This is a genomic window from Colwellia sp. MEBiC06753 (assembly GCF_053470325.1).
Window position 1 is genome coordinate 1 of the sequence record NZ_JBQMTM010000003.1, and the last position, 14,225, is coordinate 14,225.

15 protein-coding genes are annotated in these 14,225 nt (G+C 38.9%); 3 read left to right on the top strand and 12 right to left on the bottom strand.

The genetic code is table 11. The features are described 5' to 3' along the window. Positions 1-131: 131 nt before the first annotated feature. Together bcp and ACOB82_RS03150 are read right to left on the bottom strand one after the other, a co-directional pair. The gene (bcp, locus tag ACOB82_RS03145) at positions 132-593 is read right to left on the bottom strand and encodes a thioredoxin-dependent thiol peroxidase (protein ID WP_448211489.1); all 462 of its coding nucleotides are present in this window, start codon (positions 591-593) and stop codon (positions 132-134) included. A 76-nt stretch (positions 594-669) separates the two neighbouring features. Beyond that, positions 670-1,188 carry a glycine cleavage system protein R gene (locus tag ACOB82_RS03150; protein WP_448211490.1) on the bottom strand — a complete coding sequence of 173 codons (519 nt, stop codon included), beginning with the start codon at positions 1,186-1,188 and terminating at the stop codon, positions 670-672. Between the two features lie 685 nt (positions 1,189-1,873). On the opposite strand from ACOB82_RS03150, the gene bamC reads away from it, so the two are divergent. Then, positions 1,874-2,953, top strand: coding sequence for an outer membrane protein assembly factor BamC (bamC, locus tag ACOB82_RS03155; protein ID WP_448211491.1), 1,080 nt, complete (start codon positions 1,874-1,876; stop codon positions 2,951-2,953). Between the two features lie 82 nt (positions 2,954-3,035). Here bamC and ACOB82_RS03160 read toward each other — a convergent pair whose 3' ends face one another. From ACOB82_RS03160 to ACOB82_RS03190, 7 genes are all read right to left on the bottom strand, one after another. Further along, entirely contained in the window at positions 3,036-3,248 is a 213-nt protein-coding gene (locus tag ACOB82_RS03160; RefSeq protein WP_448211492.1) for a hypothetical protein, read from the bottom strand. After that, complete coding sequence (locus ACOB82_RS03165; protein WP_448211493.1) at positions 3,241-3,945, bottom strand: M15 family metallopeptidase; 705 nt, start codon at positions 3,943-3,945, stop codon at positions 3,241-3,243. Before ACOB82_RS03165 ends, ACOB82_RS03160 begins: the two co-directional genes overlap by 8 nt. A gap of 58 nt (positions 3,946-4,003) precedes the next feature. Further along, a complete protein-coding gene (gene dapE / locus ACOB82_RS03170) occupies positions 4,004-5,137 on the bottom strand; it encodes a succinyl-diaminopimelate desuccinylase (RefSeq protein ID WP_448211494.1) in 1,134 nt (377 codons plus the stop codon). 1 nt (position 5,138) lies between these two features. Beyond that, complete coding sequence (locus ACOB82_RS03175) at positions 5,139-5,483, bottom strand: ArsC family reductase (protein WP_448211495.1); 345 nt, start codon at positions 5,481-5,483, stop codon at positions 5,139-5,141. After that, positions 5,480-5,878: an ACT domain-containing protein gene (locus ACOB82_RS03180; protein WP_448211496.1), complete on the bottom strand. Its 399-nt coding sequence runs from the start codon at positions 5,876-5,878 to the stop codon at positions 5,480-5,482. The genes ACOB82_RS03175 and ACOB82_RS03180 overlap by 4 nt, the downstream gene beginning before the upstream one ends. 425 nt (positions 5,879-6,303) lie before the next feature. Further along, a complete protein-coding gene (gene pta / locus ACOB82_RS03185; protein WP_448211497.1) occupies positions 6,304-8,415 on the bottom strand; it encodes a phosphate acetyltransferase in 2,112 nt (703 codons plus the stop codon). Positions 8,416-8,437: 22 nt separating this feature from the next. Next, on the bottom strand, positions 8,438-9,637 hold the full coding sequence (locus tag ACOB82_RS03190) for an acetate kinase (protein ID WP_448211498.1): 1,200 nt from the start codon (positions 9,635-9,637) through the stop codon (positions 8,438-8,440). Positions 9,638-9,794: 157 nt separating this feature from the next. Here ACOB82_RS03190 and yfbV point away from each other — a divergent pair, with 157 nt between their 5' ends. Next, the gene (gene yfbV / locus ACOB82_RS03195) at positions 9,795-10,220 is read left to right on the top strand and encodes a terminus macrodomain insulation protein YfbV (RefSeq protein WP_448211499.1); all 426 of its coding nucleotides are present in this window, start codon (positions 9,795-9,797) and stop codon (positions 10,218-10,220) included. A gap of 62 nt (positions 10,221-10,282) precedes the next feature. Here yfbV and rlmA read toward each other — a convergent pair whose 3' ends face one another. The 3 genes from rlmA to ACOB82_RS03210 are packed head-to-tail and all read right to left on the bottom strand — an operon-like array spanning position 10,283 to position 13,196. Then, on the bottom strand, positions 10,283-11,137 hold the full coding sequence (gene rlmA / locus ACOB82_RS03200) for a 23S rRNA (guanine(745)-N(1))-methyltransferase (RefSeq protein ID WP_448211500.1): 855 nt from the start codon (positions 11,135-11,137) through the stop codon (positions 10,283-10,285). Then, complete coding sequence (xthA, locus tag ACOB82_RS03205; RefSeq protein WP_448211501.1) at positions 11,109-11,915, bottom strand: exodeoxyribonuclease III; 807 nt, start codon at positions 11,913-11,915, stop codon at positions 11,109-11,111. Before xthA ends, rlmA begins: the two co-directional genes overlap by 29 nt. After that, complete coding sequence (locus tag ACOB82_RS03210; protein ID WP_448211502.1) at positions 11,916-13,196, bottom strand: MFS transporter; 1,281 nt, start codon at positions 13,194-13,196, stop codon at positions 11,916-11,918. A 276-nt stretch (positions 13,197-13,472) separates the two neighbouring features. Between ACOB82_RS03210 and ACOB82_RS03215 the strand changes: the two genes are divergently transcribed. Continuing rightward, positions 13,473-14,189, top strand: coding sequence for a winged helix-turn-helix domain-containing protein (locus ACOB82_RS03215; protein ID WP_448211503.1), 717 nt, complete (start codon positions 13,473-13,475; stop codon positions 14,187-14,189). The last annotated feature ends 36 nt before the right edge of the window (positions 14,190-14,225 follow it).

Here is a 14,225-nt window from a genome sequence, read left to right on the forward strand (position 1 = left end):
GGGCTTGGCTATCCGTTAAGTTTTCTAACTCGGTTATCAGCTTTGTAAATTGTGCTGGGATCATGAGTAAACCCTCGTTAACTGTATCTACATACAGTATAGCAACAATTTACGGGAACATAGCCTTTCTATTAATGCTGATTCAAGTAATTCAACACAACTTCATGGTGATCTTTTGTTTTAAATTTATTGAAAACATGTTCGATATCACCATTTTCATCAATGAGAAATGAGGTGCGTACTACACCCATATTTTCACGGCCCATAAATTTTTTGAGCTGCCATACGCCGTAAGCTTCACAAACAGCGTGGTCTTCATCTACTAGAAGCGTAAAGTTTAGTGCTTGTTTGTTCGTAAAGTTAGTCAGTTTTTTTGGCGTGTCAGGGCTAATACCTAAGATCACGACATTAAGTTGTTCTAGTTCAGATTTTATATCTCTTAACGCACACGCTTGAACGGTACATCCTGGAGTTGAGGCTCGCGGGTAAAAGTAGACAAGTACCTTTTTGCCTTTAAATTCAGCTAATGATACCGATTCATCATTTTGATTTTTTAAGGTAAATTCTGGGGCTTTTTGGCCTGCTTCAATCATACTTTATCCTTATATAAATGCTTAAACTTGACGACATGTGTTTTTGTTACGGTAGAAAAAACATCGTTTATCTCTATTATAAATGTTGTTTAGTAATGCAGCCTTGAACATCAATTTGCTGACATAACTCTAAAAAGTCATGTTCAATAATTTCAATACTGGTGTCATTATTTACGGTAAATTCAATACTGGCACTTAAATTATTTGTTTGCGGATCGCTGTTTGATTTCAGCGAAAAGATATCAATTTTTCGGCAAGCAAAAAACGCGGTAACTGCTTTTAAAATACCCGGCTGATCGATACCAGTATACTCTGCAACATAGTGCTGTTTTTCTTCTATCGTAGTGTATCCAGATGTTCGCTTCATCATGGTAATAAGCTCAAGCTCTACTGCGACCTTGGGTAAACGCGCTTCAATTTGATTAATTGCTCTGGCATCACCCTGCAAAAGCATAATTAAGGTAAATTCTTTACCAAATATTGCCATGCGACTATCTAAAATATTGCATTCGCATTCACAAGCTAGGTTTATTAGCTCACTAACGCAGCCCGTTCTGTCTGCGCCCATTGCGTTAAGTACTAAGTACTGAGACATGCTGTTAGATTCCAAATAACGGAAAAGGCGCGCATTGTAGCGTAAATCTGATAATAATTTTAGCGCTGGCAGAAAATAATCTATGGTTGAGCGAAATATATGCACTTGGCATAGTGAAACTTGTATTGATTGATGGTGCTCAGTACTATGTTAAAATTGCAAATTATCGCTGCTTAAGTAATGTTTTAAGTGAGTATAGTAGGGCTTTTTACCGTACAACTGGAACTAAACTTTGTTGTTGGACTCAAAGAAGCCACAATTGAATTGCTGTAAATAGTGCACATATAAAAAAGTGACTCAGCGTTAAGCGCGTACTGTCTGGACTAAATTAGATATAGAGTTTTGTAAACTTGGCAATGACGGTGTAATATCTGTGGCCGAGAATATGTGGTTGACACAAAGGCCAGTGATTGGCACTAAAGCTTAGCGTTTAAGTTAGCCATATCAATATAAGAATATAAGTAAAAGAACAAAAGTAACATAAGTAGAAGTTATAACCCTTCAACTTATTAATTAACATTAAAATTTGTTATTGGTGTCAAATCCGAACTCAGTAAATGGGTCAATACCTAAATTAGTACAATTTTTATGAGCTAATTTACTATTAACACAACTGTCGGAGACCAAGGTATAACTCGTTGAAGCTTAACCTTAGGCCAGTTAACAAAAACCTTCAGGAGTATTAATGAATCGTCGTAGTATTTGTCTTTCCATTTTGGCGCTAAGCGTAGCCTCTTGTAGCAGCGTACGTAATAACCAAGCGTCTGGCGATTTTGATTACGCAACGGCTGAAGACCCTAAACCATTAACGGTACCATCAGCATTAGCGAAGCCTAATTATCATGATGAATATCAAGTTGATGGCAATAAAGTGATTGATGGCCCTATAGGCAAAGATGTTGATGTTAGAGCTCCTTCTTTAGTGTTGCCAATTGCCGCTTCTTCTCGAATTGAAACTGGCAGCGACCAAGCGATCATTTGGTTTGATAAAGTGTTAGAAGATAGAGACTTAAAAACCTTTATTAATGAAGCAGTCAAAGAGTTTTTAACCGAGCAACAGGTTGCTGTTATCAGCGAAAGTGACGATGGTTTAACTTTAGTTAGTGATTGGTTTCATGATGAAGAGTCATCAGGCATTATTTTTGAAAATATTGATGTAGCTGAGAGTAAACGTTTTCAGTTTAATTTAACCACTAAGCCGCATGGGCGCAGTGTTTCTTTGCAAGTCACTATGATTGACTACATGAAAACAGATGCACTAGGCGCTACTAAAAAAGCCGATATTATTGATCAGCACCGTGCTGAAATGGCACTGCTAAATGCGGTAACTGCGAAAGTTGATGAAAAATATCGTAAGCAGCAACGAGATAATCGTTTGTTAAGAGCGAGCCAGAAACTCGTGTCTATTGGCGAAAACCCAGAAGCTGAAGCGGCTTATATAATAGAAATGGAATCGAGCTTGCTGTGGTCAAATTTACCTATTTTCTTTGAGCGTTATGGGTTTACTATTTATGACTTAAATGAAGATAAACAAATTTATTATGTCGAATTTGCCAAACCAAGTGTTAGCTTATGGGATAAGATTTGGGGTGAGGACACACCAATTGTTGAGTTAGAAAACCAACGTTATCAATTTGTTCTATCAGAGCTTGAACAACAAACGGCGCTAACTATTTATGATGAAGAGGGCGCAGCGTTAACCCAAGAAACGCTAGAGTTTATTTTCCCAGTGATGGAGCCGGCGTTATCTTTTAGAGATCTATAACGTTAGAATTTCCCTTGCTTACAATAAAAAACACCGCATATTCGCGGTGTTTTTTATTGGTTAATGAATATTGGTTAAAATGTTAATGTTTGCTGCTGTCGTCATTAGCGCTTTTAAAACTCGCCAATTTACGATCTTCAGGTTTTTTATGAGTACGCGGCAATGTCTCTTTTAAATCGTTTAAGCCTTGTTTACGTAAGGGCTTTTTCGCGGTTTTCTGGACATTACTAAAATTGCCGATAACAAATAAAAATACCGCGACGATAATTAAAATGACAATCCATTCTTTATCCATGACTAAACTCTCTAATATTTAAAATAAATTGCTCAAATAGCTCTGGTAAATACTCAAGAATTGCTTTTTTCCCGGCAATATCAATGTGTGCTAAGTGTTTTGCTAATAATGGTTCAGTTAATACTTGTTGGAAATTCGCTGCAATTTTACCAGAAGATAAGTGCCAAGGCTCCTCAGATATACCGCCACGATATTTATCGTATGGGCGATAAAAGCCGTAATCTTTTGCATATTGATTGAGCCATTGGTTAAGTGGCGCCATCGGACCATTTTCTTGGTATTCCCAAACTTGTAATTGCAGCTTTTCATCGGCTTGAAGAAGATTCGGGGCATAAACATCAATATCAGTGCCCCAATGATGTCGGCTTGCTCCAGGCAATGCCGAAAATAGCATAATTGCTTGAACAATTTCGATTTCGGTCAGGTTAGCAATGTCGACAACTTGTTCATCCAAATTATAAATTGGTAACTCACCGCTAAACTTTTTGTTCCAAATAGCCAGTTGTCGTTTAAAAGAGCGGTAGCTGCTAGCAAGTTCAAGGTTAAGCCCATCTTGTAATGCATGGGCTTTCATTGCGTGCCATTGCGGTATCACTTTGAGATGTAAAAAGTGACCATTCTCGACAGCTTGTACATGATCAGCATGAATACCGAGGACTTGAGCTGAACTAGGGGCGGAAATTGTCGCTTTTGACATAAGTTACTTTTTTTTAAGGTACTAGTTTTAAGTAAATGGCTTTAGTTACTGATAAAAGTTATTTGCATAACACGTTAACCAAGCATTGATAGTAAATATCAGCCAATTTAACTAAGTCATCGCAAGATACACATTCGTTAATTTGATGAATAGTCGCGTTACAAGGACCTAACTCCACAACTTCTGCACCAGTAGGAGCAATAAATCGACCATCTGACGTACCACCTGATGTTGAAAGTTGCGTGGTTTGCTTAGTAGTCTTAAGAATGGCGTTCACGACACCATCAAGTAATATGCCAGGCTCGGTAATAAAAGGCTTGCCGTTATATGTCCACTTGAGCTCGTAATCTAGCTGATGACTATCGAGTATTTGACAAACACGGGCAACAATTATTTCATCAGTTAACTCAGTGCTGTAGCGCAAGTTAAAAAAAGCAGTTAAATGCGCCGGTACAACATTGGTTGCACCAGTGCCTGAGTGAATATTGGTTAACTGGAAACTGGTTGGCGGAAAATAGTCGTTGCCATTGTCCCAGTGAGTGGCACTTAACTCTGCTAATGCTGGTGCTGCAAGGTGAATGGGGTTATTTACATGCTCAGGGTAGGCAACATGGCCTTGCTTGCCTTTAATTAATAATTCACCTGAAATAGAGCCTCGTCGGCCATTTTTAACAACATCGCCAACTTGATGAGAACTTGAAGGTTCACCCACTATACAATAATCAATTTTTTCATTTCTGGCTTCAAGGGTATCTATCACTCTGGTGGTGCCATTAATAAACGGACCTTCTTCATCACTAGTGATCAAATAGGCAATAGAACCTTTATGGTTTGGGTGATCCTTCACAAAGCGTTCGGTTGCCACTAGCATTGCGGCTAACGAACCTTTCATATCGGCAGCGCCACGGCCAAATAACATGTTATTGTGAATAACTGGGGTAAATGGATCGGTATGCCAAAGGCTTAAATCGCCCGCTGGTACAACATCGGTATGGCCAGCAAAGCAAAATACTGGCGAGCTGTTGCCTCTGCGCGCCCATAAATTGGTGGTATCTTCAAATACCATAGGTTCAATGGAAAAATCATGTGACCGTAAACGATTGGCCATCAATTCTTGGCAGCCGGCATCTTCTGGCGTAACCGATTTTCTAGCGATTAAAGCCTGTGCTAGTGCAATAACGTCATGGTTCATATTATTGGAATAACTCAGTATAAAGTTTATCACTAAAACCAACAGATGCTTTATCGCTACTTATGGTGACTGGGCGTTTGATTAGCGTAGGCTCATTTAACATAGCTTCACTTGCTGTTGCTAACGTTAAGTTATTTTTAATATCGTCAGGTAAATTGCGATAGCTAGTGCTGCGCTTATTAATTAACTGTTCCCAAGGCACCTGAGTTAAAAAGTTATCAAGTAACTCTTGGTTAAAACCATCTTTACGAAAATCATGAAATTGATAGGGAATTTGTTGGTTATCCAACCACTTTTGTGCTTTTTTAACTGTATCGCAATTGGGAATGCCATAAAGGGTGATCATAGTGAGTCTCTTAAAATTTTATATTGGTTTGCTCGCAGCGCGCTAATTGCTTGTTCCATATTATTTTCTTTGACTAAGATATAGTCAGTGTCAAAGGTGGAAATAGCGAAAATACTGATTTTTTCATTGGCTAATATTGATGAAATTCTTGATAAAATGCCAGTTAAAGTAAAATCTAATGGCCCAACAACTTCTAAGGCTTGCCAATCGCGTTCTACATCGTCACTTGGCAATTCAAATTCTTGTGGCAACACTACAGATATTTCTTCAAATGTTTTGGCAATAAAATAAATTGGTGCTTCAAAAACAGCTGCTGGCAACTGATTGTCAGGAGCTAGACTATGAATGGCAAAGGTTTGATTAAGCAACTGTAAAGTTAGTGCGTTATTAGTCATAGATTCTCTTAAGGGTAGCGAGCCTTAGCTTTATGTTAGCAAGTTTTAGGTTAAATCTCTAACTAGGGTGTTGACCTTGATAATAACTAAATTACATTTTTAACCGCTTTACTATGAAATTTAGGTTAAAGCGCTATTTATTACTGTCATTTTAGGGGGATAATTCACTAAATGGTAGCAAGTAGCTCTATTTTAGCGAAAAATACTATCCACAAAACCTGTGGGCAACTTTGTTAGCAACACTAGCACAAGCCAGTAACTTATTATATTTTAAGAAAAATAAAGATGGCTTGTTTTTTGATTAGTTTATCTTCATTAAAAAGCCCAATAAAACCGTTAAAAATAACTAATAACTTGCTGGTTCAATCAGTGAATAACAAAAGCACAAATTAACTGTGTTAATTTGTGCTTTGAAAGCGCTTTCGTTATGGATTCGCTTGAATAGCGGTTAACGCTATCGTGTAGACAATATCATCGACTAGAGCACCGCGCGAAAGATCATTCACTGGTTTTGCCATACCTTGTAGCATAGGACCAATACTGATCAGATCTGCAGAACGTTGCACCGCTTTGTAAGTCGTATTACCCGTATTTAAGTCTGGGAAAATAAATACCGTAGCCTTACCAGCAACAGGGCTATTTGGCGCTTTTTTACGGGCAACATTTTCCATAATTGCAGCGTCGTATTGTAAAGGACCATCGATGATCAGATCTGGACGTTTGGCCTTGGCAATCTCAGTTGCTTTAACAACCTTTTCAACATCCGCACCGTGACCTGAACTGCCCGTGCTGTAGCTAATCATTGCTACTTTAGCATCAATACCAAACTTAGTCGCAGAATCTGCTGATTGTATCGCAATATCAGCCAACTGCTCAGCAGTTGGGTCTGGGTTAATAGCACAGTCACCGTAGACTAATACTTGGTCAGGTAACAACATAAAGAATATAGATGAAACTAGGCTAGTACCTTCTGCGGTTTTAATTAATTGCAGGGCAGGTCGAATGGTATTGGCGGTGGTATGCACAGCGCCAGAAACTAAGCCATCAACTTGGCCCAGTTTTAACATCATGGTGCCTAACACCACATTATCTTTCAATTCTTCCCGAGCAACTACGTCAGTGAGTCCTTTATGTTTTCTTAATTCGACTAGCGGTTTAACATAATTTTCAATAATTTCTTTTGGCTCGGTAATCATCAAGCCAGCGGGTAAGTTAATACCTTGTTGCTCAGCAATACGCAGTATTTCTTCTTTATCGCCTAGCAACTGGCAACGGGCAATTTTACGTTCGGCACAAATAGCCGCAGCCTTGATGGTGCGAATATCATTACCTTCAGGTAAAACAATCAACTTATCTGCTCTGCGTGCTAATGCCGTTAGCTTGTGTCTAAATGCCGGTGGCGATAATAAATTATTCTTGCTGATATTGGAGGTAAATTGCTGGAGCCAATGCTCGTCTAAGTGATCGGCAATAAACTGTTTAACCTTTTCTTGACGTTGAATATCATCTTCAGGAATTTCAGGGTTAAAATTCATAATATAACGTGAAGTTTGCCAAGTATCTGATTTTACTGATAATACCGGCAATCCGCCATCTAGCGCTTGCTTACATAGGGTTAACACATGATCGTTGGGCATATAGCCATTGGTTAATAGCAGCGCGCCAACTTTGGTACCATTTAATGCCGATAAGCAGGTGGCAATAATAATATCGATACGATCGCCCGGGGTTACAATTAAGCGGCCTGGCACTAGGTGGCTAACTAAGTTTGCAACCGAACGAGCACAAAAGGTTACGCTGCGAATACGTCTGTGTTCAATATCACCTGCGTTGATAATATCGGCATCTAAATAGTGTGCTATATCTTGCACGCGTGGGGCTATTAAATCATGCTCCCATGGTATAGCACCGAGTAATCTAAAGCTGTCGTATTTAAAAATATCTAATGAATGCCAAATTTGTTCACCGACAGGTGGTAATATTTCATTTTCTCGGGGCAATAACCCGTATTCGTCTTTATCAGGAGAGTTAAACTTATTGATAATACAACCAATGACGCGCCTGTGTTTTATGCCGCCAAATGACTCAGCAGACACTTCAATGCGATCTTCAAATTCACTAATTGAGTCATTATCAGGCGAGGCAACTAATACAATATCAATCGACAATGCTTGTGCGACATCTCGGTTAATACGAGTTGCGTAAGGCTGGCGCTGGGTAGGAATTAACCCTTCAACAATGACAATATCATGTTTTTCATTGAGCTGGCTGTAGGTTTCAACAATTTGCTCTAACACAACTTCCATTTCCCCATCGCCCATTTTTTCTTCGACTACGCTTAATGGAATTGAAGAATCGGAGCTACTAAGGAAGTTATCGTTTGGAGCTGATTTTCGGCGATTGCGGGCTGGTTGTGAAATAGGTTTGTAATGCACAACATTTAACCCTTGTTGCTGACAGGCGTGAACTAAGCCCAGTACGACACTACTTAAACCAACGCCAAAGCCAACTGGTACTAACATTACTTGATGAGACATATATTATCCTTATGAAATCCTGTTAACAGCCTTGAGTAACTGCATAGGTTTGCTTGGCTATAACCCATTCTTCATTGGTTGGAATAACTAATATTGCTGGTGAGGTTTTAGCAGCAATATTTAACGATTTACCAAAACGAGCCTGTTGATTCTTTTGATCGTCAATAGCAAGATTAAGCAAAGATAAATGCTCAATAATTTGTGCTCTAAGGTAATCAGAATTTTCGCCAATACCGCCAGTAAATACCACACCAGTTAATTGCGTTAAACTAGCTGCCATTGCAGCAATTGCTTTAGCAATACTTAAACAAAAAACATCTAGAGCCAATTGCGCATCTTGATTATTATCTTCTAACGCGGCTTGCTCTAATGTCCGGCAATCGTTACTGATCCCCGATACACCTAATAAGCCACTTTGGTTATTTAATAATTTCTCCACTGCTTCAACCGGATAATCAAGGTGGTTGATTAAGTGAAAAATAATACCTGGGTCAATATCGCCACAGCGCGTTCCCATGGCAACGCCCGCTAATGGCGTAAAGCCCATGCTGGTATCTACACTTTTTCCTTGAGCAACAGCGGCAACACTGCAGCCGTTACCTAAATGTACGGTAATAAATTGTGTTTGCTCAATTGGTAAATTAACCATAGCGGCGGCTTGCTGGCTAACAAAGTAATGACTGGTGCCATGGAAGCCGTATTTTCTGATGCCTTGTTGCTGGTAAAGTGCTTTATCAATGGGGTAGGTAAAAGCGACTTTGGGCATGGTTTGATGAAATGCCGTATCAAACACTGCGACCTGAGGCAATTGTTTAAACGCTTTGCTGGCAGCGTTAATACCAATAATATTAGCGGGATTATGAAGGGGCGCTATGCTGCATAATTCCTCTAAAACTAATAATACTTGTTGGTTTATTAAAGTTGGCGCCTGATATTTCTCGCCACCGTGCACGACTCTATGACCAATCGCGAATATAGACGATCTTAAGCCAATTTCATCTAAAAACGGCAATAGCTGATCAAAAGCTTGTTGGTGTTGGTAGGGCGGCTTAATGGCTAATTTGGTTTTGTTGTCTTGAAAATTAAAGGTGATGGTTGCTTGCTCTGTGCCTAAGCACTGCGCAATTCCAGTTAGGCTAGTGTGCTTACGTTCAGTATTAATTAGCGCAAACTTAAGTGACGAACTGCCACAGTTTATTACCAGTATGTTCTTATCAGTCATTTGGGTTACAGCTTGTACAAATAGTAACTACAATATAACCAACAAATAGTGGAATTTCTTTGTTTAAGCGCAAAAATATTGTTGAATTTTATTAACTTAAAAATAGTTTACAGTTTGATACTGTTTTTTTTGCAAACAGTAGTTTACATTTAACTTTATGAAACTAAGTGTTATCGCCCTGATCAAGTTGGGATATAAGTACCTTCAGTTGTGGCCTAATCGCGCTGAATTATCTCAATACTTTCAAGAATATAGTACGGTACAATTTGCTCGTTTGGTGATTAATTGGTCGCCAGGCTTAGCATTATTTTCATTTCTTATTGCTTATGGTCTGCAAGCGGATGCGGGTATCACCACGGGGTTGTTCTATTTTATCTTTTTAGTCTCACTACCTGTCCAAGCGTTAGTAATATTAGGTGTGCAGGCAGATAAAGTGTTGCCACCATCTTTGGCTGCTTGGTATAAAGAAGGAGTTGCTCGTTATAAGCAGCAAGGTGGGGAGATTAAATTATCGCTGCATAAACCGCGCTATTTAGATTTGGCCAAGCTACTCAATATGACTTATCAATCAGCTCTCAAATAGCAGGGATTAGTGAGTAGGTTACAAGTATCAACCATCAAATTAAAAAACAAAAAATGCAGCATTTAGCTGCATTTTTTATATAGCCTAATTAGGAAATCTGCCTGACACTTAAAGTTTGTTTGCTGTGCTAACCAGTGTTTCACTTGTTCTGTGGCTTTAAATGCAAATGGTGTCATTGATAGCAAATTCAGTAAGTCTTGACCGGTAGTTATCGTCATTACATAACTTAAGTGATGTTCATCAACCAATTTAAGGTGTTGAATTGGTTGGCGCGTTTCATCGTGAGCTAAAGCATTATCGTAAATTTTTTGCTTGAGCTCGATTAAATGGTTTTGTGCAGGGGTTACGGTTAACAAATAGCCGCCGCTTTTTAGCACTCGGCTGAATTCATCTTCCAAAATTGGCGCATAAACTGAAAATAGCCAATCAAATGTTTGATCAGCAAATGCCAGTTTAGAAAGTGTACCGACACTAAAGTGGCAGTTTTTATATTTCTTGCCTGCTTTTTTTATAGCTTCTTTGGCAATATCAACGCCATAGACTTGGTTGCTAGCAAATTTATGTTGATGAGTGTAATAACCTTCGCCACAACCGGCGTCTAATACCGTGTAGTGCTCTTGGTTATGTTTACCCTCAATATATTGTTGGTAACGAGCAACAATAAAATCGACTAATGGTTGATAGTAGCCTTGCTCTAAAAATGCGCGTCTGGCATTAACCATGGCTTTATTATCGCCAGGATTTTTTGAATGTTTAAACTGTACTGGCAGTAAATTAACATAATTTTCTTTGGCTAGATCAAAGGGATGATTGTCCTGACAGCGAAAAATATTCGCTGTCAATACCAAAGGGTTCTGGCAAATTGGGCAAGAGTAATGCGGTAACATACTAGTTAAACGTTGACCAAATAGGTGCATGATCAGACGGTTTTTCTATGGCGCGAAGCTCGTAATCAATGTCAGACTCAATACATTTAGTTGCCATCGATTCCGTCGCTAAGACGACATCAATTCTTAGACCGCGATTATCATCAAAGCCACGCGAGCGATAATCAAACCACGAATATTTTTCAGGTAAATCTGGGTGTAATTCTCTAAAAGTATCTTTAAAGCCCCAGTTCATTAGTGTAGCTAACCATTCACGCTCTTCCGGTTGGAAACTACACTTACCAGTTTTTAACCAGCGTTTGCGGTTAACTTCACCAATACCTATGTCTAAATCAATTGGTGAGATATTGATATCGCCCATGATCACAATATTTTCATCAGGCTGGTGATGATCATTTAAATATTGCATTAAATCTTTATAGAACTGGCGTTTATACGGGAACTTTGTTTCGTGAGCAATATTATCGCCTTGAGGAAAATAGCCATTGAGTACTGTCACTTTTTCGCCATTGGCATTGGTTGTTTCCATCATAATCATACGGCGTTGGGCATCTTCATTATCAGTAGGGAAGCCTTTCATTACTTTATCAGCAGGCTGTTTACATAACATGGCAACACCATAATGGGCTTTCTGACCATGGAAATATACTTGATAACCCATTGCTTCTACATCGGCAAGCGGGAATGCTTCATCGTGCACTTTGATTTCTTGTAAGCCAATAATATCTGGTTGGTGTTTAGTGATCAGTGCTTGTAACTGATGCAATCTAGCTCTTAAGCCATTTATATTAAAAGAGATAATTTTCATTTATTGTTCTTGCTCGCTTGAGATAGGGGACAGTTCGGGCGTTAGTTTATCATCGCTTGGTGATGAATTTAAAACTTGTTTAAACGCTAAAGTACTTAATAACACTAATAGACCGCCAAAAATAATGGCGCCGTAGGTATCAATTAACGCAATTAAGCTGCCTAAAATAGCCATAACAACATTCGACAGCGAGAATGTAGCTGTTAGTAATCCCATCAGTTGTCCTTGCCCGATATTATTAAAACGATCAGAGATATAAACCGGAACAAAGCCATTGTACAGCGCGATGGTTACGCCAATCACTCCGTAGAAAACCCACAATAAATTAGCGCTAAATAAGTTGTGCACTAACAAACTTACGCTAAGTAATGATAGTCCGACTAAAGCGCCTTTATTAATCCCGATCATCAATTTAACTTGGGTAACTCCGAATACGCTGGTTATTATCATACAAATAGTGAGTACCGCGGTAATAAAGCCAATATCTGGGCTGGTAAATTGGTATTTTTCTGCAAGTAATAGTGGGTAAAATTCATAAAACGCATTTAGCCCAAGCGTCGCTAAAAAATAGATGATAAATAACTGACGGATTGCCGGCTGCTTTAATAAAGCAAACGAATTGCCTTGTTTAAATAAATGTCGAAATTGTTGTTTAGGTTGCTTGCTTGATAGTTGCCTTTGTGGTGGCAGCTTTTGTGAGGGAAGTAATAACGTAACCAGGATAATCGAGATCACAGTAATAATTGCAGCAATATAGAATACTATGGCTAAGCCAAATGGCTGTAATAGCCCGCCAGCAAGTGGACCAATTAACCAACCAGCATAACCGGTGGCATTAATTAAGCTAAAGGTTCTGGTTTTATCCAATGTTGGTGATAAATCTGCGGCAATGGCTTTGGCAATACTAATATTGCCTTCACAGATGCCGGTAATAAATCGGGTTAGCACAAACACTAAATATTGTTCATTGATAATTGACCAAGCCGAGCCCCAATAACCTAAAGCACTGATGAATAAAGAAATGGATAAGCTTGTTTTGCGTCCCCAATGATCTGACGCAGCACCAATTACCGAACTACCAATAAGTACTCCTAAAGGGTATGCAGCCAGAACAAAACCTAATAATAATTTCGGATTTAGCGAAGCAAATGTAGTTAAAGGGTTAATTTCATTAATAAACATCGGCGCTAAAATTGGATATGGCAGTGCCATGCCAATACAACTAAGCAGCACCACTATCATAGCTGCGGACAGTGACTTTCTTGCTTGGGCAATATGCATGATGGGGGAACCGTAAATATTTAAATGGATGAATCTGCTATTTGTAACAGAGTGTTAATTTCGCGTAACAGCTTGTAGTAACAGTTGTTATATTTTTGTAACTTAACTAAGCTAACCATCGAAAGGTAATCGAAAAGCAAATTTACGAAAATCGCGCGCCATTACAGCAAATATCACTTTGTAAGGCAAAGTAAAATCTTTGTGACTTTACTCGGTTTAACGTGAAGTTAATTGTCACAGTTTAAATGAAAAACTGTTTTATGATTGGAGTGAGAAATGTCAGAAAATAAGTCATCCGTTAAAAAAATCTTATTGGTAGAAGATGATCGCCAATTATCGGAATTGGTTTGTGATTTTTTGTCGGCGGAAGGTTTCCATGTCAAACAAGAGTTTCGTGGCGATACAGTAGCAAAGCGCGTAGATAGCTTTACCCCTGATTTAATTATTTTAGACGTTATGCTACCAGGGAAAGATGGTTTCGCGATTTGTCGAGATTTAAGACCAACATTTAAAGGGCCAATTTTGATGCTAACCGCCAAGGGGACTGATTTTGATCAAGTACTTGGTTTAGAGATTGGCGCTGATGATTATGTTATCAAGCCAGTCGAGCCAAGAGTGTTATTAGCTCGGGTTAATGCATTACTACGTCGTGGTGATTTACCTAAATCTTCCGCTGAAAAGTCAGAGCTAGCTATAGGCCAGTTAATGATTAAGCGTGGGTCACGACAAGTGACGTTAAAGGACGAAAACATTGAATTGACCAGCCAAGAATTTGATTTACTGTGGTTATTGGCTAGTCGTGCAGGTGAAGTACAAAATCGCGATTACATCTACAAAGCGGTCGTGGGTCGAGAATATGACGGTTTAGACCGAAGTGTTGATGTTAGAATTTCTAGGCTTAGAAAAAAGCTGCACGATAGTAATGATACGCCATTTCGTATCAAAACGATTTGGGGGCAAGGCTATTTATTTGTGCCAGATGCTTGGGAATAATTGTAATTAACTCAGCACATTTAACTCAGTACACGT